Origin of the sequence: Variovorax flavidus, from assembly GCF_030317145.1 — a bacterium.
Lineage (GTDB): Bacteria > Pseudomonadota > Gammaproteobacteria > Burkholderiales > Burkholderiaceae_C > Variovorax > Variovorax flavidus.
Map to the genome: position 1 here is coordinate 74,718 of NZ_JASZYE010000012.1, position 22,246 is coordinate 96,963.

Genomic DNA, 22,246 nt, shown 5'->3' on the forward strand with positions numbered 1-22,246 from the left:
GGATGGCGGCCCTCATCCGGGCATTCGACTGGCGCTCGACCCTCGGTCCGATCGAACAATGGCCGCCGAGCCTCAAGACCACCGTCGGTTTGCTGGTGCATTCGCCGATTCCCATCGTGCTGCTGTGGGGCCCCGACGGCATCATGGTCTACAACGATGCCTATGCGCGATTCGCAGGCCGTCGGCATCCGCAGATCCTGGGCGCCAAGGTGCTCGAGGCGTGGCCCGAAGTCGCGGAGTTCAACGCCAACATCATGAAAGTGGTGATGGCAGGCGGCACTCTGACCTATCACGATCGCGAACTGGTGCTCGACCGCCGCGGCGTGATGGAGAAGGGCTGGATGGACCTGGGTTACTCGCCAGTGATTGCGGAGAACGGCAGGCCGGGTGGCGTGATCGCGATCGTCGTCGAGACCACCGAGCGCGTGTTGGCTCAGATGCGCGCGGCAAGCGAGCGCGACCGCCTCGCACAACTGTTCGCGCAGGCTCCCACGTTCATGGCGTTGCTGGAGGGCCCCGAGCATTGCTATCGCCTCAGCAATCCGGGCTACGACCGTCTCGTAGGCGGTCGAACGCTGTTGGGTCGAACGGTGGCGGAGGCATTGCCCGAGGTGGTGGGCCAGGGCTTCACGCGGATCCTCGATCGGGTATACGAAACGGGCGAACCTTATTCGGCCGTGAACTCCAAAGTGCTGCTGCAAGACGAGCAGACGAAGGGCCGGCGTGAGTACTACCTGGACTTCGTCTACCAGCCTGTGAACGACGATGAGGGCCACACGACAGGCATCTTCGTGCAAGGCGTGGACGTGACGGAGCGAGTGCGAGCTGAACACCGCAGGGAAGTGCTGATTGGCCTGACCGACGCTCTCGCCAGTCTCGAGGAGCCTGAAGAGATCGTCCAGCGGGCCTCTGAAGCCCTTGGAAGGGCGCTGTCCGCGGACCGGGTTGGCTATGCCACGATCGATGCGAGTGCCGAGACAGTGCACGTCAAGGACGGCTGGAACGCGCCAGCCATCGCCTCACTGTCGGGATCCTTCAGCTTCGGTGACTACGGCACCTTCGTCGACAATTTGAAGGATGGCCGGACGGTGGTCGTTGCAGACGTCAGCACGGACGAGAGGACTTGCTCGCATGCGGCAGCCTTCGCCGGACTGCGCGTGGCCTCTTTCATCAACGTCCCGATCATCGAACGCCAGCGCCTCGTGGCGCTGATGTTTGTTCACTACGAGCAGGCGCACGATCCGCCCGAACAGGACATTGCCCTGGCGCGCGAGGTGGCTGCGCGCACGCGTTCCGCTGTCGAGCGGGTGCGCGGAGCCCGTGACCTGCGGCTGAGCGAAGGGCGCTTTCGCTTCCTTGACGAACTCAACCGCGGCGTAGGTACGGCGCAGGATGCCGACCAGGTCCTGTCTCTGACCACGCGCATGGCCGGTGAGTCCATGAAGGTGTCGATCTGCGCATACGCCGATATGGACGAAGACGAGGACAGCTTCACGATACGAGGCGACTGGGTCGCCCCAGGCATGACTACGATCGTGGGGCGCTACCGTCTGACGGACTTCGGCAGCCTCGCTGTTGATCGACTGCGCGCGGGCCTGCCCCTGGTCATCAACGACAACATGCGAGAGATTGCTCCGCATGAAGCCGCCACCTTTCAGGCCATTGGGATATCGGCCACGATCTGCATGCCGTTGGTCAAGCTAGGAAGACTCAAAGCGTTGATGGCCGTTCACGACCGACAGCCTCGAATCTGGACGGACAGCGAGATCGCGCTGATTCGCGAGGTGACCGAGCGTTCATGGGCGCACGTGGAACGCGTAGCCGCGGAGGCCGGGGTCAGGGCCAGCGAGGAGAACTTCAGGACGCTGGCGCGCGCCTTGCCCAACCAGGTCTGGACCGCTTCGGCGGAGGGCAAGCTGGACTGGGTCAATGACACCGTCTATGGTTACACGGGCACGCCGCCTGGTGAGCTGGAAGAACAAGGGATGACTGCAATTGTCCATCCGGAGGACCTTGCCACTGCCCGCGACCTCTGGGTCAAGGCTGTCGCTAGTGGCCAGACCTACCAGACGGAATTCCGCCTGCGGCGCCACGATGGGACCTACCGGTGGCACATCGGACGCGCGGTTCCATCGGTGACCGGCGGGCGCGTGGTCCGTTGGATCGGGTCCAACACCGACATTCAGGACCAGAAGGAAACGCAGACGGCGCTGGCCGATCTGAACGCGGTCCTGGAGCAAAGAGTACGGGAACGCACAGGGCAACTGGTCGAAGCAGAAGAAGCGCTGCGCCAGGCACAGAAGATGGAAGCGGTCGGGCAACTCACCGGCGGTCTGGCGCACGATTTCAACAATCTTCTGGCCGCGATTGGCGGGAGCCTGGCGCTCATCAAGCGCCAACTACCCGCTGACTCGGCGCGCCTCGAGCGCTACATGGAGACGGCGGAGGGGGCGGTGCGACGAGCGGCGTCGCTCACCCACCGTCTCCTGGCCTTCTCGCGCCGGCAGGCGCTGGACCCGAAGCCGACGGACGTCAACCGCCTCATCGCCAGCATGGAGGATCTGATCCGCCGCAGCGTCGGTCCGGACGTGTCCGTGGGGTTCGTCGGCGGCGATCAGCTCTGGGTCACGAAGATCGACCCTTCGCAACTGGAAAATGCGCTCCTCAACCTGTGTATCAACGCACGCGATGCGATGGCGCCCCGTGGGGGCCGGTTGACGATCGAGACCGCTAACAAGTCGATGGATGACCGCGCGGCGCGTCGGCAGGACCTGAAGCCCGGTCAGTACATCTCGCTGCGCGTGTCGGACACTGGAGCGGGCATGAAGCCGGAGATCATCCAGCGCGCGTTCGACCCATTCTTCACGACCAAACCGATCGGGCAGGGCACGGGCTTGGGCCTTTCCATGGTGTACGGCTTCGTGCGCCAGTCAGGCGGCCAGGTCCGCATCGATTCGGAAGTCGGGCAGGGCACTTCTGTTTGCCTCTACCTGCCGCGTTTTGCCGACAGCGTGGAAGCCCCGATGCTCGCTCCGTCGGCGCCCGTTTGCGAAGGGGGGACCGGCGAAACCGTCGTGCTGATCGATGATGAGCCCGCAGTTCGGATGCTGATATCGGATGTGTTGAGGGAGGCGGGCTATGAAGTGGTCGAGGCAGGCACGGGTGCAGATGGCTTGCGCCTGATGGATCCGGGACGGCGCGTGGACCTGCTGATCACCGATGTGGGCCTGCCCGGGGGCATGAACGGGCGACAGGTCGCCGATGCGATACGCACGAGCCGTCCGAACCTGAAAGTGCTGTTCATCACGGGCTACGCCGAGAACGCCGTAATCGGCAACGGACAGCTGGCGCCCGGCATGGACCTCCTGACGAAGCCCTTCGACATCACCGAGTTGGCGGCCAAGGTGCGAGCCATCCTGGATCGCGCTTGAGGGCGTGATGTAGGCAAGCCGGAAACGCCGAGACTCGGGCAGGACCTACACGATTGAGAATTATTCCGTGTACACCGATGTGCATGACCCGGCGTGACGAACTCGTTCAGACCATTCAGCTGCTGTCCAGACAAGAAGCTCTTTGGCAGCCGCCAGCTTCGGAGTGGCTGAGGCAACTGGACGACCGGGCGAACGCTCGCTCCGTACCAGATCGACCACAGCCGACTCCCGTTGACCGAGCGACGGCGGCAGTCGACAAGCGAAGGGGCTAGCGTTCGGCCATCGCGGCGGCGCGTCACGGCAATGTCAAGGCGGTCGGGACGTGTTCGCCGTCAATCAGCTTGCGCAGTAGTTCGGCGATGTCGTCGAGCGGGAGGCAATAGTGCGCCTGCGACGCTCGCGTGGTGCTGCTCCGTTGTTTCGCCATCGTTGCCGGTTCGATGGCTTCGTCTGTAGCCTCTAGCACCCCGATACCGCCGGCGGCGTTGATGGCCCGCAGTCCTTCGATTCCATCGACGTCGCTTCCGGCAAGAACGACGCCGATCACGCGTGGTCCGCACACGCGGGCGGCAGACACGAACAAACGGTCAGCTGCGGCTTTGGATTGACGGACGCCGGAGTCAACCGGCAGGCCGAGAACGCCAGTCGCTTTGACAATGAGATGGCGGTCATCGGGCGCCAGATAGACGCGGCCTGCCTGAGGTCTAGTGCCCTCGATGCCGTACGCAACCGGCTGCGACGTGCAAGCCCCGAGCATCTTGACGGCTGATTCGGCGCGGTCGGCCGAAGTGTGTAGCTCGGCCAAGATGGGCGCCTGAAATGACGAAGGCAATTGGTCGATGAGCCTGCAAAGCCTCTTGAGGCCAGCGAGAGAGCCGCCTATGACTACAAGATCTCGCATGGCTCAGACTCCTTCCATGGCCATTGAACCGATCCCCGTCGAAACTGCAAGAGCGGTCGCATACCGGCGCTTACCCGATAAGCGTTGGGTTCGATTCTTAGCTCCCCGTCTTGCGGACTTGTTCTTCATTCGTGGTGCTACGCGATCCCTTGAGATGCATCTCAACGTCGGTCGCGCGATCGCCGACAGCCGCGACGGCCTCCCTGAGTTGGGCCTCGGACACGTCGAGTTTCCGCGTCCACTCTGTGACCGAGGCGTCAGAGTTCAGGTCGATGCTGCTGGGGCCGGTGGAGTTCGGGGCGATGGGAATGTCGTTCGATGACATAAGGCCTCCAAGGTAGCGGGAAAGAAACCAACGGAGACCACACTAGCGCGGCGGCGATCTGCGGCGTGTAGGCTCGCGCGGACTTGAGGGTCGGCGCCCGCCTCAGCTCGCGTTGCTGCTTCGCCCGTCAATCCCTACACACACCGCATCTTCCGGCTGACGGTTTGCGGCCTTGCTCTCGGGGAAGGTAGCGCCAATCCGGGCAAACGCTCGGGTTCGTCAACCAGCCTCCTCTGAGGCCCTTTCAAAAGGAATCCGACCATGGCAGCCGACAATGACATGCGCGCCCCCACAACCGCGCCTCTTAGCAAGGACGAGGTAGTCGACGTCCTGAATGATCTTTTGGAGAACACACGCGACGGCAGCTACGGCTTCCAGGCCTGCGCCGAAGAAGTCCAGTCAGCGCCGGCCAAGCAGCTGTTCTTGAGCCGTGCCGAAGGATGCCGTCAGGCCGAAAGCGAACTGCTGCAGCTCATCGCATCCTACGGCGGGAAGCCTGCCGACGGCGGTACGGCCGCGGGAGCGTTGCATCGTGGCTGGGTCCACGTCAAGGGCTCCCTCGGCGCAGACAGCGAACTCGCGATCCTCGAATCTTGCGAACGCGGGGAAGACACTGCCGTTGCGCGATATCGAAAGGCGCTCAAGCAGAACCTGCCAGCTGATGTACGCAGCGTGGTTGAGCGACAGGCTGCCGGCGCACAGCGCAATCACGACCAGATCCGGGATTTGAGGAATGCCGCTCGCGCGAAGGACTGAGCGCAGAGCGCAGGAGAAGACCGGTGATTGAAGCCACTCCGGCAGGAGGATTGTTCAAATTTGCAAAGGAGAACGTCATGCCAGACGACTTGGACAACCGCGGAGCACAAGACCGCGGCCGCATCAACATCAACGAGTCGCACGAAGTCCGCTACTGGACGCAGCGTCTCGGAGTGACAGAGGAAGATCTCCGCAAGGCAGTTGCCGAGGTGGGCGTCTCGGTCGACAGGGTCGCTGAGCACCTTGGAAAGCAGTGAGATGGCCACAGGTAGCAGAACACTCTGGAAGGGCGCAATCACCTTCGGACTGGTCCACATCCCCGTCGGCCTCCATACCGCGACCACCGAGGAAGGGGTCGATTTCGACTGGCTCGACAAGCGGACCATGGATCCAGTCGGCTACAAGCGTGTGAACAAGAAGACCGGCAAGGAGATCGACAAGGACAACATCGTGAAGGGCGTCGAGTACGAAGACGGGAAGTATGTGGTTATCTCGCCCGACGAGATCGAAGCGGTGTATCCGCGCACGACCCAGACCATCGAGATCCAGCGCTTCGTGGAAGCGAACGCGATTCCTTTCGTCTATCTCGAGCGGCCCTACTACGTGGCACCGATTAACAAAGGCCAAAAAGTGTATGCGTTGCTGAGAGAGGTGCTGCACAAGACCGGCAAGATCGGCTTGGCCAAGGTGGTGATCGCCACCAAGCAGCATCTGGCGGCACTCGTACCCAGCGAGAAGGCGCTTGTTCTCAACCTCCTTCGCTGGGGCGACGACGTGAAGTCCCTTGAGGGCCTCGATCTTCCAGCTGCCGGCATCAAGGGCGCGAAGCTTGGCGCGGCGGAAATGAAGATGGCGGAGCAACTTGTGAAGGACATGTCGGGCGAGTGGAAACCCGGAGATTTCAAGGACGAGTTCAAGCAAGAAGTCATGAAGCTGGTGGCCAAGAAGGTGAAGGCGGGAGACACTGAAACCGTGATCCAGCCGGAAGAGGAGGCTCCGTCGGAAGGCGCGGAGATCATCGACCTGACCGAACTGCTTGCCCGCAGCCTCAAGGGCGGAAAAAGATCGACGGCCGCCGCGCGAAAGACACCGCGCAAGACGACAACCCGGAAGACCTCGGCAGCGAAGGCGCGCAAGACAGCGTGAGCGGCCAGCGTGTAGGCCCCCGTGATGAGAGCGTCTCCTCCGATCCGCCGAATCGCCGTCTATGTCGACGAGACCAAGGACGGCATGTACAGATGGATACTGATCGAGCAGGTGGAGAAGCCGCGGCGGTGGATGGAAATCGAGTCGTCATCCTCGGCGTCAGAATCCTACCGTGACGCCATGGCCGCCGGCCTTTTGGTCCTTCAGCGGATGATAGATAACCTGGATCAGGGGCCGCGGCAATCCGACGGCAGGCTGGGCGCGCCCGGCAAGACCGAAGCGGCTAGACCTTTGTCCACCGTGACGAACTCTTCAGAGACCGCGCGGCGCAATTCGGGAAGTCATTTCGGCTTCGGCGATCTGCCGGGTTAGTTGAGGGCGTGTCTTCATGCGTGCAAGTCAGATCTTGACTGGTTGACTGCGACCACCGCGCGCGGCGCGCCGCGTTCAAGGCGGACGGTGCATCTGCATCCTCTTGGAGCGCGTGATCGTATCCAGAACTTGGCCCACGAGCGGCGACGATCGATCGGTCGAATTCCCCATCGCGCTATCATTTGCTGCATCGACCTGGGCGTCAACGGCGGATGAGCACGGCCGCCGCGGAGCCGGGACGGAGCCTGTTCATGCGCGCCGCCCCAGTCGGGTTCATGCTCTGCCGCGAGGAAATCGTCATGCTGACCCCGGAAAATCTGTCTGGTTTGCTGCGCGAGATCGACGCAACCGCACTGCTGCCGTCTCGCCCGCGACGCACACCGGACTGGCGAGCCGAGGCAGAAGCGTGGGAGCGCTTGACGGACGTCTTCATCAACAAGTCCGCGGGGCTTGCGCAAGCGCTCGTTGACACGGCCTTGAACCTCACAGGCGCGCAGGCCGCCGGCATCAGTGTCGACGAACCGGGTGCACATCCGCACGTCTTTCGCTGGGTGGCCACGGCTGGCACCTACGCCTGTTACCTCAACGGGACCATGCCATATGACTTCAGTCCTTGCGGCGAAGTCGTCAAGCGAAATGCGCCCGTGCTCATGCGAGAGATGCACAAGCTCTACGCGTACGTCAGCGAGCTGCACAAGGCGCCCCACGAAGTTCTCCTGGTGCCGTTCCATCGCGATGGCGTGCCGGTCGGCACCGTGTGGATCGTGCACCATAACGACGAACAGCTTTTCGACGCGGGAGATTTGCGTATCGTCCAGAAGCTTACGCGCTTTGCTGGCGCAGCGGTCGATCACGCACGCCATCTGCAGCGGCTCTCGCATGCCAACGAAGTGATGCGAGAGGTCGACCTCCGCAAGGATCAGTTCATGGCGGTCCTGGCTCACGAGATGCGCAACCCGCTAGGAACAATCAGTCTCGGCATGCAGGTCATCAAGCGGGCCGGAGACGACCCGCAGCGCCGCGTCGCAACCATTGCTTCCGTCGAGCGCCAGGTCAACCAACTCTCGTCATTGGTGCGCGACATGACGGATGCCGCGGCCATCCGCAACGGGAAGTTGACCCTCTACGTTTCGAACGTCTGCGTCCAGCAACTCATTGCCAGCGCGATCGAGACTTGCCAGGAGGCCATGCAGGCGAAACGGCAGCGTCTCGATGTTCGCGCGCCCGATCAGCCATTGCTCGTGAACGGCGACGCGGCTCGCCTGACTCAAGTCTTCGTGAACCTGCTGAACAACGCGATCAAATACACGCCTGACGAAGGCGAGATCTCGGTCGTGGCGACGCGCCGCGGCACTGACATCGAGGTGTGCGTGACTGATTCAGGGATCGGGCTCGACGCGGTGGCCCTGCCAAAGGTCTTCGATATGTACATGCAGGTGCCGATGAACGACAGACCTCCCGACAGTGGCTTGGGCATCGGGTTGGCATTGGTGAAGGAACTCGTAGAGATGCACGATGGCGCTGTTGCTGTCACCAGCGCTGGACTGGACCAAGGGACCAGCTTCCGCGTTACGTTGCCGGACGGGGCGGCCGCGTAGACACCGCAAGACATCACGCCATATTTGACGGCCGGCTTCAAGCGCCGAGGCTTGGTTCTCTGGTTGTGGCCTGCGGCCAGACGAAGCGCCTACGCTCGAGCGAACCACAGCACCTTCAGGAAGTGTCCGCGATCGGTCATTTCTTGTGACCGCCCGAGAGAAAGTCAAGCCCCTCTTGTCCCCGTCCTCGGTGAATGACTCTGTGGATAACCTGAGGCGAAGCGAGCCGAAGCCGCATGCCGCTTGGCTTCCATTGCAATGCTCAATGAACGGGCAATGGCATGCATTCGTGAGCTGCTGTAGGCCAGACCCTACAGCACGCGAGCTACCAAGTCAGGGGGCCGGAACTCCGCCGAAAGACCCGAGTTGACAACCGCGAGGCGGCGCGAAGAAGCACTGTTACTGAATCGCGGGTTCCGGCGAGCGGCGCAGCTCTACGCGCTCACGAGCTTGCTGGATGAAGACGACAGCCATCAGAGGGAGTGCAGGCGAGATGGTGAGGGATCTTCACTCTTGTCGTGGCGGCGGAGTCCGACACCACGGATGGACGAGACCATGCACTCTTTCGTTTTTATGGAGAAAGTCATGGGAATCCTCGGCAATATCTTCGGGAAGCTCTTCCCGTCCTCGCATCCAGCCAACGCCCCGGCAGCGGGTGCGGCGTCGCCGTCGAACGCGAGTGCGTCCGCTCCTGTCGCTAGCGCGCCAGCAGCGCCTACCGCGATGAGCGAAGTCGACGTCGAAGGGATGCTGGACGGTCTGGCGGCGAAATCGAGTGAAAAGCTCAACTGGAAGACCTCGATCGTGGACCTGATGAAACTGCTGGGCCTCGACAGTTCGATCGCCGCCCGGAAGGAACTTGCGAAAGAGCTCCACTACACCGGCGACACAAACGATTCCGCTGCGATGAATGTGTGGCTTCACCGCCAAGTGATGTCAAAGGTGGCTGCCAACGGAGGGAAGGTACCTGCGGACCTCAAGGATTGAAGGCGCTTGTTGGTGAAGCCGCGCGGGTGTCGATCGACGAGGGCCATGGAGTCTTGGATTTCCCCAAGCTGTTGCTGGAAGCGGGAAAGCCTGATGCGTCATGTACCGCGCACCGCGCCATCACAAGTCCGGGGCCCCACATGGGCGTTCCTCCCGGCGGGAGGAGACACCGTCGAGCCTCTCGCCTCATGAACCGGGTTGCTCTGACATGGTGTCGGGTGCGGGAAGCCGCGCTTTCCACGCCCGGCCTGCGCGTCGTCCTGCTGGCCATGCGCAACTACGTTCTCCACCAGAGCGCGAACCAGGCTGGAAGCATGGCCTTCTCCTCGGTGTTGGCGATGTTCCCGCTCTTGATCTTGGTGTCCGCCTCAGCAGGCTTCTTCGGGCAGCCCGGGGATGCCGCGGCGCTGGCCGCGCGAGTGATGGACTATGCGCCGCAGGTGGTGCGCGATGCCGTGCAGCCGGTCATCGATCAGGTGCTTGCCCAACGCAATCAGGCTCTCTTGACGATCGGCGTGATTGCGACGCTCTGGACAGCCTCCTCGGGTCTGCAAGCGGTGCGCACGGCCCTCAACCGGTCGTACGGCATCGCGCGCGGTATTCCGTTCTGGAAGGCGCGTATCAAGGTCACCCTTTTCACGGTAGTCGTGGGCGCCGGTATCCTGGCAGCGTTCAGCTCCGTGATCATCATGCCCATCGTGTGGCAGGTACTGGAAGCGAACGTGGGAGCGGGGCAGGAGGTTCTTTGGCTGCGCAACAGCGTGCGCTACGGCTCAGCCTTCTTGGTGCTGAGCTTTCTGTATGCGCTTCTGTACGGATGGCTGCCGGACGTCCGCCAGCGGCTGGCCTCCGTGATACCCGGGGCCGTGGTCGGCGCGGCGCTTTGGGTGGGTGCTGCCGCCACGCTGTCTTACACACTGCGCACAGCGGGCAAGCTCGCGTTGGTCTATGGCGGCTTCGCCGGCGTGGTAGCAACGCTGGTCTTTCTGTACATCAGCGCCACCACACTGATCTTTGGCGCGGAGATCAATGCAGTGCTGCACGAACGCGAGGGGCTTTCCCCGTGACGATACCTCAGCCCGAACGCACAAGCCGTGGGGTAGGCGGCCTACTCGGAGCAGAGGGCGTGGCCGACCGAAGCGGGCGTAGCGAAGGACCACATTCGCTGCTCAATAGGAAGACCGACCAATGACCAACTACGCAGACAACACCGTACCTGGAAGTAGAAGCGCAAGGATCCCCGGTTTGCCCGTCGAGAGCGGGTCCACTACGAGCGGCGTTTCGTGGGCAGCGATCCTGGCGGGCGCTGCCGGGGCCGCATCGCTCTCGTTGATCCTTGTGCTGCTCGGCACCGGGCTTGGTCTCTCCTCGATCAGTCCATGGACGGGTCAAGGTGCCAGTGCGACCACGATCGGCGTCGCCACGATCCTCTGGATTACTTTTACCCAGATCGCGGCGTCGGGGCTAGGTGGGTATTTGGCCGGGCGCCTTAGGACGAAGTGGGCGGATGTTCAAACGGACGAGGTCTACTTCCGCGATACCGCCCATGGCTTCCTGGCGTGGGGCGTGGCCACGATCCTGACGGCGGCGCTGCTGACGTCGACGATCGGAACCATCCTGGGTGCGGGTGCGCAAGCCGGCGCGTCGGCACTCGGTGGAGCGGCCACGGCAGCCACAGCCACTACAGCAGGCGTTGCAATGGCTTCGAATCCACCCGCTGGCACCGGAGGTAGTTCAAGCTCGACGGACTACTATGTCGACTCTCTGTTCCGCAAGGATGCTCCCTCATCATCCGCGGACGCCAGCCCGATCGAGAGCAACGGCGCTGGTCGAGGCAGCGGACCAATCAACGCAGAAGCCAGCCGGATCGTTGTCAACGCCATTCGCACCGGGTCGCTGCCACCCGATGACGCCAAGTACGTGGCCCAGCAGGTTTCCGAGCGGACCGGGCTGAGCCAGCAGGATGCGGAACGGCGCGTGAACGACACATACGCCAAGGCACAAGCCACCCTCAAGGAAGCAGAGGCCAAGGCCAAGGCTGCTGCAGACGCAGCGCGCAAGGCATCTGCCTATGCGTCGTTGTGGCTTTTCGTTTCGCTCCTGATCGGCGCTTTTGTCGCGAGCTTCGCCGCGACCTTTGGTGGCCGTCGTCGCGATTTTTGATTCACGAGGTAGGAGAATTTCATGCGCTCACTTTTGCTATGGTTTCTTGGGGTGCCTATCCCGGTCATCATCCTCATTGCGCTTTTCTTCCGATAGCAAGAGCACGACGGAGATAAAAGAAGTGTCGGACGAAGCTCGTGGCAGTAGCTTGGCAAGCGATATGTCCGGCATCCTGGAGCGTCCTTTGCCATGAGCACCGCTTGGCCAAGCCAGCTATGGATCGTCCGACACGGTCAGAGCGCGGGCAATGTGGCGCGTGACGCGGCGGAATCGGGTGGCCTGGCTGTCATCGAGCTCGCCTGGCGAGACATCGACGTCCCGCTTTCTGAACTTGGCGTCCAGCAGTCGATTGCGGTAGGGGACTGGTTCGCGAGCCTTCCGCCGAACGACCAGCCCGAGGTGATCATCTGCTCCCCGTACGAGCGTGCGCGCCAGACCGCGCAGCTTGTTGCCGAGCGGGCGCGCTTCGCCAAGGCGACCGCGGCCCTGCGCCTCGACGAGCGGCTTCGCGAGAAGGAATTTGGGATTCTCGATCGCCTCACGAAATTCGGCATCCAGCAAAAGCATCCAGACCTGCACACGCAGCGGATGCATGTCGGGAAGTTCTATTTCAGGCCACCCGGCGGAGAAAGCTGGTGCGATGTCATCCTGCGCTTGCGCAGCCTCATCGAAATGATCACGCGTGAGTACTCCGATCGCCGCGTGCTCGTGGTCGCCCATCAAGTGATCGTGAATTGCATGCGCTATCTCCTTGAGCATCTCGACGAAAAACAGATCCTCGAGATCGACCGGCAGGGTGACGTTCCCAACTGCGCCATCACCTCCTACCATGCCGTGCGCAGCCGTGACGACGCCGACGCGCTGCAGCTGAACCTGGTGAACTTTCTCGCACCGCTCAAGGAGACAGCCACGCCGGTGACCACCGCTGCGGACGTGCCCTCCGCGGCAAAGCCCTGAACGCCGATGGGAAGTGCAGCGTCTCGTCCCGAGCGCCTGACCGCCTCAGTCCTGGCTCGATGGCCATTGCCGGAGCTGGCCGAAGACGCGGACAAGGAGGTCCGGGGTCACGTGCTGATCATCGCGGGGAGCGAAGAGATTCCCGGGGCCGCCTTGCTGTCTGCCGTGGCAGCCTTGCGCGCAGGCGCGGGGAAACTCACGATCGCGGCCCCCGCGTCTATTGCCAAGGGGCTGGCGTTCGCGGTCCCAGAGGCCCGCGTTATCGCACTTCCCGAAGCCCGAGGAGGGTTGCTCGTTCGCGGCAGGCAGGCTCTCGCGTCGACTGCCGCCAGCGTCAGCGCGCTGGTTATCGGCCCCGGCATGCAAAGGGAAGGCGCCGTCGTCCGTTTCGTTGAGGCTGTCATTCCGATGTTTCGCCACGCGACATTGGTGCTCGACGCCTTGGCCATGTCGGTCGTGCGCGGCGCTGCGCTCGAACAGCCCGCTGTGCTGACGCCGCACGCTGGCGAGATGGCGTACCTGAGCGGACTCAGCAAGGAGGCTGTCTGCGAAGACCCGGTCGGGGCGGCCCGTGAGGCCGCTGCACTTTGGAATGCATGCGTAGCCTTGAAGGGCGGGAGCACCATCATTGCGGCGGCGGAGGGCGGACTGTGGCAGTTCGATGGAGGAACCAACGGGTTGGCTACGTCCGGTTCCGGAGACACCCTGGCGGGGTTGATCGGCGGTTTGGCCGCGCGCGGCTTGCCGCCTGTCGCTGCCTGCGCCTGGGGTGTGGTGGCCCACGCGAACGCAGGAGCGGCGTTGTCGCGCTCGCACGGTCCCCTGGGCTATCTCGCGCGGGAGCTCCCAGGCGAGTTCCCTGCAAGCCTCCACTCGCTCAGCAAGGGCCGCCCGTCCCGCTAGGGAGCTCGCGACCGTCATCCCTTGGTCCCAAGGCGAGTGGGGCGCCCGCCTTGTCGCTCATACCCATACGGCTTCTTCCGACAACTGAGTCTTTTGCGCGCCAGCACTTTGACCTTTTTTAAAGGAGCGGCGATGAAAAGCGACAACACGCGGGTGCTTCGGTGGATCGTCATCGCCGTGGTAGTGCTCCTGGTCGGAGCTTTGAGCTACAACTTCCTGGCTCGCGAGAAGACATCGGAAGCGCCTTTGACGAGGCCGAGCGCCGACTCATCACAAAAGTCGCCGGCCCCGTCCAAGTGACGCGGGCGTGGGAAAGCCAACGCCGGCCAGCTAACGGGAAAGGCGCCGGTAGGCGCTGTAGTGCCGTATTGCACGCTGGCGGTGACCCAGTTCGTCGTACAGCCGGCCAGCGTTGAAATGAGCGTCCGCCAAGTCAGGGTCGAGTTGCAACGCGCGGTCGTAGCTTGCCAGCGCCTCGGGGAAGCGGTGGAGATCCTCCAGCGCGACGGCGCGGTTGAAGTGCAGCAAAGGCTCTTCGGGACGATGCTCAATGCCTTGGGCCAGAACGCGCACAGCCTCCTTGCATTCCCCCTTTTCGCAAAGCAACGCACCGAGATTGAGATACGCGTTCGTGAAATCGGGTGAAGCGGCGATGGCCTGAGCGTACGCGTGCCGGGCCGCACCTGGGTCGACACCTTCCAAAGCTTCAGCGCGGGCGAACAATTCCTCCGCCGACGCTTGCTGACGACCGGCGGCCCGGGACCCGCGCGCAATAGGCCGGGGCTCCGCCGCGCCTGCTTTGGCTTTCGCCTGTGGCGCGCCGTCGAAATTCATCAGCAACTGGCCCGACTCGGCTTCCCACTGCGCATCGCGGTCCCGCACCGCGATGTCCTTGCCGACCGCCATGATCCGCAAGCTCGTCAAGGGCGCCTCGGACGGCAATTCATCTTTCAGGCGACGCAGGGAACGAAGAATCTTGGCGGTCGGGATCTGTGCTGCTCTCAGTTCATGAGCGGTCCGAAGCAGGACGACATCCTGAAACGAAAAAAGATACGCGCGACGCGGGCCTCTTCGAGGCTTCACGAAGCCCATCTCGACCAGACGAACGATGGCGTTGCGGGAGAGGCCGAGCATCTCCTGAACGCGTCGGATCGTGTGCGATTCCAGATGCACCCCCGACGATCATTTCCTTGCGCGGCTGCGCGCCGGCGCTGCCACCGGCTCAACCACGTCGGTCTTGGGCGCACGGCGCGCCCCCTTACGCTCCTTTCCCATCGCGCTCACGTTGTCTCCTGTCGCGATCTTGCCGGCAGGGGGCGACTTCGCGGCCGAAGCCGGGCTTCGTTTCAGGCTGGCCATCAGAGCGGCGGTGAGGTCGATGACTTGCCCCCCAGTCTCCTCGCTACCTGCGTGCGGCGATGCGACGACTTCCTGGCCAGCGATCTTGGCGTCGATGGCGGCGAGGATGCGCCTTTTTTCCTCGTCCTCGAACATGGTCGGGTCATAGCTGTCCTGCGAGATCTGGTCGATGAGCTGGAGCGCCAACTTCAATTCCGCCGGCGTGGGTTCGGTGAGCTCGATGTCGAGGTCCTCCAGTGAACGAACCTCGTTCGCGTAGAGCAGCTGTTGCAGCACGAGCCCATCCTCAGCGGCGCGTACCTGGACGACATATTGCTTACCCTTCCAGGCCCATTTGGCCAGCGCGCATCGTCCGCTCTCCCTCATCGCGGCGCGCAGCAGGCTGTAAGGCTTGCCACCGCGCTTGTCCGGCGCGAGGAAGTAGGCCTTGTCGTAATACAGAGGGTCGACCTCCTTCTCGGGGATGAACGCCACGATGTCGATCACGTGGCTGGCGTCTTCCTCCAGTGCCTTGAGTTCCTCGGGCTGGAACAGGACGTATTGATCCTTCTCGAACTCATACCCCTTGATCATTTCGCTTCGCGGCACGACGGTCTTCATGTCCTTTTCGGACACATACTGCTGTTTCACCCGGCTGCCATCCTTCGTGAGAAGGTTGAAGCGGATGGTTTCCGATGACTCGGTGGCCGAATAGAGCTTCACCGGAATCGAGACGAGCCCGAAGCTGAGCGACAGCGATGCAATGGAACGTGCGGCCATGATTTCCCCGTGTCGAAGCGGCGCGGTCCGGCCGCAGGAACTGCAAACTTGCCACAAACAGGCGGCAGGGGGAAGAGGACAGCGCTTGCATCCTCTGTATCGTGGGCCCGGTCAACGCTCATCCAGAGTTCGTGCAGGTCCGCTCGGATGGAAAGAACCGGGACAGCGAATTAATGGTCAGGCTGCCGCTCGGCCTGTAGCGCGCGCCTTGCCGGGCGGCACATAGCCCAGGATCTTCATAGCCGCGGCGAGCGGCTGCTTTTTCTTCCAGAACCCGACCCAGGGATCCACGCTCTGGAAGGACAGGTGCTCGCGCGCTGTCGCAACGTTCCATTGCGAACCACTCTTGAGCGTCGACAAGTCTTCCCATGCGATTGGCATCGACACGCCAAGCCCGGGCCGGGCGCGAGCCGAGAAGGCCGATGCCGTCGTGGCACCGTGCCCGTTGCGCAGGAAGTCGACGAACAGCTTGCCCACGCGGTTCGAAGGCCCGCTCTTCGCCACGAAGCGCGTCGGAATCGCCCGGGCAAGATGCTGCACGATCGCCTGTGAGAACCCCTTCACCGCTTCGTAGTCGTAGCGAGGTGCGAGCGGCACGACGACGTGCAAGCCTTTGCCGCCGCTGGTCTTGAGCCAGGACTCCAGACCGAGTTCGGAGAGCAGGGTGCGGACCAGCACGGCGGCCTCCTGCACGTGTTGCCACGAGGTGCCTTCGCCCGGGTCCAGGTCGAAGATCATCCGGTCAGGCTGGTCGATGCTCCGGGCGGTCGAGTTCCAGGTATGGAATTCGATGACGTTCATTTGTGCCGCACTGGCCAGCGCCTGTGCAGTTCCGACCTCAAGCAGCGCACCGTGTCCCGGCCACAGCGACGGGTCCAGCTCCCGGATGCCAGGGATGCTGATCTTCTCGTCGTGCTTCTGGAAGAAGAGTTCACCCTGGACGCCGGACGGGCCACGTACGAGGGAACAGGGCCGGCCCTTCAGGTGCGGAAGAATCCACTCGGCCACGGACTCGTAGTAGCGCACCAGGTCAAGTTTGGTGAGTCCGGAACTCGGGTCGATGACCCGGTCCGCGTTGCTCACCTTGATCCCGCCAACAGCCGTCTTGCCTGCGGTCTTCACGGGGCCGGAGCCACCTACTGACCTGGCCGTCTCGCGCACGATGGCCGAAGCCGGCTTGTCGTCACGGAGCGCCACGTACGAGGCATGTCGAATCTGGTTGTCGGGAGTCCATTCGCCAAACGACACCTCCGCCACGACACGCGGCTCAACCCAGCGCTCGCTGCCGGCTGCCCTACGAGACCAGCGCCCCGGCGTGGCAACCCCGGCCGCAAACGGTGCCTTCGGAATCTCGAGCTTCGACAGCTTGCGTTTGAGCGCCGCGGCTTCTTCGGCGCTCCAGCCGGTCCCCACGCTGCCTACGGATACGAGCTCGCCGCTGGGCGCGTGCACGCCCAAGAGCAGGCTCCCGATCTGGGGGGAGCCGTCGGTACGGTCCGTGTAGCCGGCGACGACAAACTCCTGCCGCTGTTGGCACTTGAGCTTCAGCCAGGTCTCGGTGCGTCGGGAGGAGTAGGGTGCATCGGCGCGTTTGGCGATCACGCCTTCCAGGTTCATGCGGCAGGCTGAGCTCAGCACCGAAGCCGGATCGGCCTCGAAGGCCGCGCTGTACCGGACGTGCTCCGTCCCTTTTTCATCGAGGAGCGCCTTGAGGAGTTGCCGGCGCGACACGAGCGCGACGTCCCGCAGGTCGTGGCCTTCAAAGTACGGGGTGTCGAACAGGAAATAGACGATCTGGTCGCTACCGGTTTTGCCATCGAACGCCTTCTGCAGCGCATTGAAGTTGGGTAGACCTTGCGCGTCGAGCACCACGATCTCGCCGTCGAGCCATGCCGACTGCACGCCGAGCTGTTCGAGTTCGTGCACGAGGCCTGGCATCTTGGCCGACCAGTCGTGTCCTCCGCGCGTGATCAAGCTCGGTTTGCCGTTGCGGATCCGCGTCATGATCCGGTAGCCGTCGAACTTGATCTCGAAGAGCCATTGCCCAGCGGCAGGGACGCCCGTGGCGAGGGTCGCCAGCTGAGGCGCCATCTTGGCAGGGAGTGCGGCTTCGACCGCACCGGGAATCCCATCTCGCGCCGAGGCGCCGTTGCGTCGTGGCTTTACTTTGGATGAGCTTGTGGCCGTAGCCTGGCCGGTGCGCGTACCGGCCGTGGAAGTCTTGCTCAGCGGTTTCGCGATGACGCTATCGGGCAGCGCGGTGACGACGTCATATTCGGCCTTCGGACGCGCGAATTCGTCGCGCTTCTTGAACAGGATCCATGGCTCCTGCTTCTCGCCGCCTTTGGCGATCTTCACGAGTTCCCAGAGGCCGGCCATCTTCTGACCAAAGAGTCGGAATACGAGTTTGCCCTTGCTGAGACCCTCGTGGGCATCGCCCACGGGCTCCCACGTGCCGTTGTCCCATACGATGACGGTGCCGGCTCCGTACTGCTTGGGTGGAATCGTTCCTTCGAAGGTGCCGTACGACAGCGGGTGGTCTTCGACATGGATGGCCATACGCTTGTCGCTGGGGTCATAGCTCGGGCCCTTGGGCACGGCCCACGAGACCAGGACGCCGTCGAGTTCCAGACGAAAGTCATAGTGAAGACGACTCGCCGCGTGCTTCTGGATGACGAAGGAGAGAGCCTTTGACTTCCTGGACTGCCGCTGCCCGCGCGGCTCGGACGTCACCGAGAAGTCTCGCTTGGACCAGTACCGTTCGAGCGGATCAGAAGGGGTTTCGCGTGCGGCCATGGGTGCAATCTACGGGGCGAAATGCCCGCTGTCGAGCGCGCCCGGCGCGCGCCATCGTGTCGGACGGCGCAACGGCCGCTCCGGCCCGGTCGATGACCTTGTGCGCTGACAAGGACGAACGTCGCTTCCCCACAGGATTCGCGGCAATGCTGGATAGGATCTGTCGGCCTCGTCTATTCCCGATCCACCGCCTGTGAAATGAAAATCGCTACCTACAACGTCAATGACGTGCGCAAGCGCATTGATCCCTTGCGCGCGTGGCTGGACGTGACTGCCCCAGAAGTTGTCTGCTTGCAGGAGCTCAAGTGCACGGAAGCTGAGTTTCCGTATGACGCGATTAACGCGATGGGCTACGAGGCCTTGGTCCATGGGCAGAAAAGCTGGAACGGCGTGGCCATCCTTGGCAAGGGCGTTGCTCCTCTCGAAATCCGGAGGCACCTGCCGGGCGACACGGCCGACCGTCAGGCACGGTACCTGGAAGCTGCCGTCCTGGGATTGGTGGTCGGGTGCCTCTACATGCCGAATGGCAATCCTCAGCCCGGTCCCAAGTTCGATTACAAGCTCGATTGGTTCGAGCGGTTCAATCAGCACGCGTCCTCGTTGCTGGCCTCCGGGCATCCGGTGGTGCTCGCGGGGGATTACAACGTCGTGCCTACTGATGCCGACATCTACGCGACCCGTTCATTCAAGGACAACGCTCTCTTGCAGCCGGCCCCAAGGAAGGCCTACCGGGATCTGCTCGAATCGGGGTGGATTGATGCGCTGCATCGTCAGTCGCCTTCGAAGTCTCTGTATACCTTCTGGAGCTACATGCGCAACCGGTGGCCGCGAGATGCCGGAATGCGGATCGACCATCTGCTGCTGAGCCCCACTGTCGCCCGACGAATGCGGACGGCGGGGATCGACCGCGAGGTGCGCGGTCTCGAAGGCGCCAGTGACCATGCGCCCGCGTGGGTCGAGTTGAGTGGATGAGCTCCGGCATGCTTATCGCTGGCGCGGCGTGCGCGCCCCGAGAATCATCTCGGTGAGCCAGGCGGAGAGCAGCCCGTCGTAGGTGCGCTGGCTTCGCTCGTCGCTAAGGCCATGGTCCGCGCCTTCGATCATGCGATGGGTGATTGACTTGGCACCCTGCAAGGCGCGGACGTAGCTGGCGATCCCTTCGCGCGGAACCAGGTCGTCGCGGGTGGAACCGACGACGAAAGCATCCCCTCGAAATGCCTGGCACGCACGTAGGGCGCGGTCCGAATCGGGCGGCCGGACTTGCTCCCGGTACGTCCTTATCGCAGCCCGATCGAGTTGCTTCTTTGGAACGTCCCACCCGTCATCCGGATACAAGGCGGGAACCCGCAGTGCCATCCATCGCACGTCTCGTGCGGCGCTGGCGATGGCTGCGAGGTAGCCGCCGTAGCTGGTGCCGATCAATGCCATGGCCTTTGGATCGACTGTCGTTTGACGCGCGAGCAGGTCGAAAGCTGCCAGGACGTCGCACAGGTTGTCATGCCGCGAGACGCTCGCCCTGACATCCTGGCGTTGCCCGTGACCCCGCAGATCGAAGGTCAGACACACGCAGCCCAGCGCTGCGAGGTCCTCTGCCCGAATCTGATAGTGAGCCTGATCGCTGTCCCAGCCATGGACGATCAGAATGCCGGGCAGCGAAGTCGGCGCGGCCACGATCACCCCTTGCACCTCTTCAGTGCCCCCGACGGAAATGCGGACTTGCTTGGTAGTCGGAGTCATCCGGCGGCAGAAATGTTGTCAGAAGGCTCCGTTGTTGCGCGGCCAGAAGACCGAAGTGCGGTGTGTATCGCCCCCGATAGATCTGAGGCACGAAAAAGCAGCGCAACTGCCGCCCCGACTGATAGCAGTCGCCAAGGCTTGAGGAGCACCAGCAGGCCGCCGGCGCATGCGCTGTAGGCCATAAGCTTTGCAGGGTGCCGATGGGCGAATCGAGACAAGCTGGGCTCCATCAACTCGAGTGCGGTGCTCGCCGGGTGCCGGCGCCACCACCGAGCCAGAAATCCCAGGCGGTCACTGCTCACGCGATGAGGGGTCGGAAGCGCTTGCGCTTCTGTGGTTCCAAGAGGGCCATCGATCTGCTGGTAGCCCATGGCGGCCAGCAGTTCAGCCCGGGACAGGGCCAGCTTATCCTTCGGAGTAAGGGGCTTGAACGAATCATTCATCCTTCAACTCCTTTGCAACTCGCAGAAGCTGTAGATCGCGCTCGACTTCGTCGCGCACATCCTTGATGTCCTGCCGTACCGATGATCGCGACGCCATCACTGCGCCAACAATCACGCCGACCCATGCGACCCCCGGCACTGCGACCAGCACCCAGTGAAAGGTCCCGTGAAAAACCCCGAGCATGACGCCGAACCCTGTCAGTCCAAGGGCCAGCAAGAGGGTTACGGCAGCCGCCACCCCTGCCGTGGCCTGAACAACGAGGCCCTTGCCGGCGTCTGCGGCTTCGCACTTGATCAACTCGGCATAGTTTGCCAAGTGGTCGAGCAGCAGGTCGGGGCGCTTCAACGCGGCCTTAAAAAGTGGATGAATCATCCGGCGCCTCCTGCCAATGTCAGGCCAAGGAAAGTTCCTCAACGCGTTGATACCCCTTGCGGAAGGCCCCGGCCTGTCATCCGGCCTGCAAAGACCTTGTAGGCGATGCCGACTGGACCCAATGTTCGAGGCGGTTCGCCAGGCGGTAGCAGAACGAATGGCGGGGCGACCGACGGACGTACCGCGCAGCCTGTGTACTCTTCGAATCAATGCATCTCTCGACTGCAGAAGACCGCCGCTGATCTTCCAATGGGATCGCTGCAGAACGCGGCCACGTAGCCCGCTGCGCTTGCGTGCAAGTAGCGCGAGCCGGTCGACCGATTCAGGAGCGTCTGAAAAGTGAAGTCGGCCTTGCCAATCTCCGCCATCAAGTCGGACCGGTTGAACTCGAGCGACAGCATCGCGGTTGGCGCTTTCGCTGGCCCGAATGTGATCATCTCCGGGGCCTTGGCGATGAACCGGATCGTCTGCTGGTTGAGATCGGGAAAGTAAGCCTTCAGGCCGTGCGAAACGGCTAGTGCATCGCGCGCCAGGTCGGTCACAACACTCGCCGGATATATGGGCGAAGCCTCAACCAACGTGATCTCCAGCGCGCCGTCACCGGGAGCATTCGTAAGCACGGACTGTATACGGGGGTGGAGGTCGTCAATCGTCAAAGGCGCGACGCGTACGAGTGGCCGCGGAAGGCGGCCGGCGTCCTCGGTCCGCCGGAACGCAAATGAGCAGGTCAGCAGGATTGCCGCCATCACAATGACGATGAGGAGTTCGGAGCGTGCCTTGGCGAGCGGGCTCGCTGCCTTGATTGGCAACTCCAGCGGTGGCCGCGAACTGACCCGTTCCCCCGTCTGCGGTTTGCGATCGTTTCCGAAATCCGGATGCGGACCGGGCCTCATTTCTGACCTCGGCTTTCCTCTTGTTCCACCCAAGGGGCCGCCTGCCGGCAGGCCTGCGAGTTGGCGCAATTCGCCCCCTGGTCGAGTGACGAACGTGAGCTAGCCATGCGCGTTTCCTTCCGGTACTTGTCAGCGTCGTTCCCGTTTCGGGCGTGCGCTGTAGGAGGGGACCGGCAATGCAGTTGCGAACCATCGCAGTTTCTTAGCCCCCGCCCCTCAGGCCGGCTCCGATTCAGTAAGAGGCTCCCCGGTGCAGAGGCTCAGCAAAAGCCAAACATTTCCTACAAGCTGCTGCAGGTGCTGGGCCTACGGTCTTTAAGCGATCTGCCCCACCGTTCCTCTCCACA

Annotated in this window: 21 protein-coding genes; 12 read left to right on the forward strand and 9 right to left on the reverse strand. The window is 63.0% G+C overall.

Going from position 1 to position 22,246, the window contains the following annotated elements; translation table 11 throughout:
• Window positions 1-95: 95 nt before the first annotated feature.
• Window positions 96-3,431 (forward strand): PAS domain-containing protein, encoded by a 3,336-nt coding sequence (locus QTH90_RS29035; protein WP_286668068.1) that lies wholly within the window; start codon window positions 96-98, stop codon window positions 3,429-3,431.
• Window positions 3,432-3,726: 295 nt separating this feature from the next.
• On the opposite strand, the gene QTH90_RS29040 is transcribed toward QTH90_RS29035, so the two are convergent.
• Entirely contained in the window at window positions 3,727-4,332 is a 606-nt protein-coding gene (locus tag QTH90_RS29040; protein WP_286668039.1) for a chemotaxis protein CheB, read from the reverse strand.
• 97 nt (window positions 4,333-4,429) lie between these two features.
• On the reverse strand, window positions 4,430-4,657 hold the full coding sequence (locus QTH90_RS29045; RefSeq protein ID WP_286668040.1) for a DUF3606 domain-containing protein: 228 nt from the start codon (window positions 4,655-4,657) through the stop codon (window positions 4,430-4,432).
• Between the two features lie 261 nt (window positions 4,658-4,918).
• Between QTH90_RS29045 and QTH90_RS29050 the strand changes: the two genes are divergently transcribed.
• From QTH90_RS29050 to QTH90_RS29095, 10 genes are all read left to right on the forward strand, one after another.
• A complete protein-coding gene (locus tag QTH90_RS29050; protein WP_286668041.1) occupies window positions 4,919-5,413 on the forward strand; it encodes a PA2169 family four-helix-bundle protein in 495 nt (164 codons plus the stop codon).
• A 77-nt stretch (window positions 5,414-5,490) separates the two neighbouring features.
• Window positions 5,491-5,670 carry a DUF3606 domain-containing protein gene (locus tag QTH90_RS29055; RefSeq protein ID WP_286668042.1) on the forward strand — a complete coding sequence of 60 codons (180 nt, stop codon included), beginning with the start codon at window positions 5,491-5,493 and terminating at the stop codon, window positions 5,668-5,670.
• 1 nt (window position 5,671) lies between these two features.
• On the forward strand, window positions 5,672-6,559 hold the full coding sequence (gene ku / locus QTH90_RS29060; protein ID WP_286668043.1) for a non-homologous end joining protein Ku: 888 nt from the start codon (window positions 5,672-5,674) through the stop codon (window positions 6,557-6,559).
• A gap of 24 nt (window positions 6,560-6,583) precedes the next feature.
• Window positions 6,584-6,931 (forward strand): hypothetical protein, encoded by a 348-nt coding sequence (locus tag QTH90_RS29065; RefSeq protein WP_286668044.1) that lies wholly within the window; start codon window positions 6,584-6,586, stop codon window positions 6,929-6,931.
• A 251-nt stretch (window positions 6,932-7,182) separates the two neighbouring features.
• Complete coding sequence (locus tag QTH90_RS29070) at window positions 7,183-8,529, forward strand: sensor histidine kinase (RefSeq protein ID WP_286668045.1); 1,347 nt, start codon at window positions 7,183-7,185, stop codon at window positions 8,527-8,529.
• A 585-nt stretch (window positions 8,530-9,114) separates the two neighbouring features.
• On the forward strand, window positions 9,115-9,516 hold the full coding sequence (locus QTH90_RS29075) for a DUF3597 domain-containing protein (protein ID WP_286668069.1): 402 nt from the start codon (window positions 9,115-9,117) through the stop codon (window positions 9,514-9,516).
• A gap of 188 nt (window positions 9,517-9,704) precedes the next feature.
• Window positions 9,705-10,583, forward strand: coding sequence for a YihY/virulence factor BrkB family protein (locus tag QTH90_RS29080; RefSeq protein WP_286668046.1), 879 nt, complete (start codon window positions 9,705-9,707; stop codon window positions 10,581-10,583).
• 121 nt (window positions 10,584-10,704) lie between these two features.
• Entirely contained in the window at window positions 10,705-11,679 is a 975-nt protein-coding gene (locus QTH90_RS29085; protein WP_286668047.1) for a hypothetical protein, read from the forward strand.
• A 189-nt stretch (window positions 11,680-11,868) separates the two neighbouring features.
• Complete coding sequence (locus QTH90_RS29090; protein ID WP_286668048.1) at window positions 11,869-12,636, forward strand: histidine phosphatase family protein; 768 nt, start codon at window positions 11,869-11,871, stop codon at window positions 12,634-12,636.
• Window positions 12,637-12,642: 6 nt separating this feature from the next.
• Entirely contained in the window at window positions 12,643-13,539 is an 897-nt protein-coding gene (locus QTH90_RS29095; protein WP_286668049.1) for an NAD(P)H-hydrate dehydratase, read from the forward strand.
• 330 nt (window positions 13,540-13,869) lie between these two features.
• On the opposite strand, the gene QTH90_RS29100 is transcribed toward QTH90_RS29095, so the two are convergent.
• The 3 genes from QTH90_RS29100 to ligD all read right to left on the reverse strand — a co-directional run bounded on the left by QTH90_RS29100 (window position 13,870) and on the right by ligD (window position 18,453).
• Window positions 13,870-14,712, reverse strand: a complete 843-nt coding sequence (locus QTH90_RS29100; RefSeq protein WP_286668050.1) for a tetratricopeptide repeat protein — start codon at window positions 14,710-14,712, stop codon at window positions 13,870-13,872.
• A 9-nt stretch (window positions 14,713-14,721) separates the two neighbouring features.
• On the reverse strand, window positions 14,722-15,657 hold the full coding sequence (gene ku, locus QTH90_RS29105) for a non-homologous end joining protein Ku (RefSeq protein ID WP_286668051.1): 936 nt from the start codon (window positions 15,655-15,657) through the stop codon (window positions 14,722-14,724).
• A 177-nt stretch (window positions 15,658-15,834) separates the two neighbouring features.
• The gene (ligD, locus tag QTH90_RS29110; protein WP_286668052.1) at window positions 15,835-18,453 is read right to left on the reverse strand and encodes a DNA ligase D; all 2,619 of its coding nucleotides are present in this window, start codon (window positions 18,451-18,453) and stop codon (window positions 15,835-15,837) included.
• A 198-nt stretch (window positions 18,454-18,651) separates the two neighbouring features.
• Between ligD and QTH90_RS29115 the strand changes: the two genes are divergently transcribed.
• Complete coding sequence (locus QTH90_RS29115) at window positions 18,652-19,425, forward strand: exodeoxyribonuclease III (RefSeq protein ID WP_286668053.1); 774 nt, start codon at window positions 18,652-18,654, stop codon at window positions 19,423-19,425.
• Window positions 19,426-19,437: 12 nt separating this feature from the next.
• Here the strand turns inward: QTH90_RS29115 and QTH90_RS29120 are convergent, their stop codons facing one another.
• The 4 genes from QTH90_RS29120 to QTH90_RS29135 all read right to left on the reverse strand — a co-directional run bounded on the left by QTH90_RS29120 (window position 19,438) and on the right by QTH90_RS29135 (window position 21,899).
• Window positions 19,438-20,190 carry an alpha/beta hydrolase family protein gene (locus QTH90_RS29120; RefSeq protein WP_286668054.1) on the reverse strand — a complete coding sequence of 251 codons (753 nt, stop codon included), beginning with the start codon at window positions 20,188-20,190 and terminating at the stop codon, window positions 19,438-19,440.
• Complete coding sequence (locus tag QTH90_RS29125; protein WP_286668055.1) at window positions 20,187-20,633, reverse strand: hypothetical protein; 447 nt, start codon at window positions 20,631-20,633, stop codon at window positions 20,187-20,189. The genes QTH90_RS29120 and QTH90_RS29125 overlap by 4 nt, the downstream gene beginning before the upstream one ends.
• Window positions 20,626-21,006 carry a phage holin family protein gene (locus tag QTH90_RS29130; RefSeq protein WP_286668056.1) on the reverse strand — a complete coding sequence of 127 codons (381 nt, stop codon included), beginning with the start codon at window positions 21,004-21,006 and terminating at the stop codon, window positions 20,626-20,628. The genes QTH90_RS29125 and QTH90_RS29130 overlap by 8 nt, the downstream gene beginning before the upstream one ends.
• Window positions 21,007-21,212: 206 nt before the next feature.
• Window positions 21,213-21,899 carry a hypothetical protein gene (locus tag QTH90_RS29135; protein ID WP_286668057.1) on the reverse strand — a complete coding sequence of 229 codons (687 nt, stop codon included), beginning with the start codon at window positions 21,897-21,899 and terminating at the stop codon, window positions 21,213-21,215.
• Between the last annotated feature and the right edge of the window lie 347 nt (window positions 21,900-22,246).

Bases quoted from the DNA above. Each gene is read 5' to 3' on its own strand.
- QTH90_RS29085 (WP_286668047.1), top strand. From the start codon at position 10,705: ATGACCAACTACGCAGACAACACCGTACCTGGAAGTAGAAGCGCAAGG.
- QTH90_RS29075 (WP_286668069.1), top strand. From the start codon at position 9,115: ATGGGAATCCTCGGCAATATCTTCGGGAAGCTCTTCCCGTCCTCGCAT.
- ku (WP_286668043.1), top strand. From the start codon at position 5,672: ATGGCCACAGGTAGCAGAACACTCTGGAAGGGCGCAATCACCTTCGGA.
- QTH90_RS29125 (WP_286668055.1), bottom strand. From the start codon at position 20,633: ATGAATGATTCGTTCAAGCCCCTTACTCCGAAGGATAAGCTGGCCCTG.
- QTH90_RS29080 (WP_286668046.1), top strand. From the start codon at position 9,705: ATGAACCGGGTTGCTCTGACATGGTGTCGGGTGCGGGAAGCCGCGCTT.
- QTH90_RS29050 (WP_286668041.1), top strand. From the start codon at position 4,919: ATGGCAGCCGACAATGACATGCGCGCCCCCACAACCGCGCCTCTTAGC.
- QTH90_RS29095 (WP_286668049.1), top strand. From the start codon at position 12,643: ATGGGAAGTGCAGCGTCTCGTCCCGAGCGCCTGACCGCCTCAGTCCTG.
- QTH90_RS29045 (WP_286668040.1), bottom strand. From the start codon at position 4,657: ATGTCATCGAACGACATTCCCATCGCCCCGAACTCCACCGGCCCCAGC.
- QTH90_RS29070 (WP_286668045.1), top strand. From the start codon at position 7,183: ATGCGCGCCGCCCCAGTCGGGTTCATGCTCTGCCGCGAGGAAATCGTC.
- QTH90_RS29115 (WP_286668053.1), top strand. From the start codon at position 18,652: ATGAAAATCGCTACCTACAACGTCAATGACGTGCGCAAGCGCATTGAT.
- QTH90_RS29135 (WP_286668057.1), bottom strand. From the start codon at position 21,899: ATGAGGCCCGGTCCGCATCCGGATTTCGGAAACGATCGCAAACCGCAG.
- QTH90_RS29040 (WP_286668039.1), bottom strand. From the start codon at position 4,332: ATGCGAGATCTTGTAGTCATAGGCGGCTCTCTCGCTGGCCTCAAGAGG.
- QTH90_RS29065 (WP_286668044.1), top strand. From the start codon at position 6,584: ATGAGAGCGTCTCCTCCGATCCGCCGAATCGCCGTCTATGTCGACGAG.
- QTH90_RS29090 (WP_286668048.1), top strand. From the start codon at position 11,869: ATGAGCACCGCTTGGCCAAGCCAGCTATGGATCGTCCGACACGGTCAG.
- QTH90_RS29055 (WP_286668042.1), top strand. From the start codon at position 5,491: ATGCCAGACGACTTGGACAACCGCGGAGCACAAGACCGCGGCCGCATC.
- ligD (WP_286668052.1), bottom strand. From the start codon at position 18,453: ATGGCCGCACGCGAAACCCCTTCTGATCCGCTCGAACGGTACTGGTCC.
- ku (WP_286668051.1), bottom strand. From the start codon at position 15,657: ATGGCCGCACGTTCCATTGCATCGCTGTCGCTCAGCTTCGGGCTCGTC.
- QTH90_RS29120 (WP_286668054.1), bottom strand. From the start codon at position 20,190: ATGACTCCGACTACCAAGCAAGTCCGCATTTCCGTCGGGGGCACTGAA.
- QTH90_RS29130 (WP_286668056.1), bottom strand. From the start codon at position 21,006: ATGATTCATCCACTTTTTAAGGCCGCGTTGAAGCGCCCCGACCTGCTG.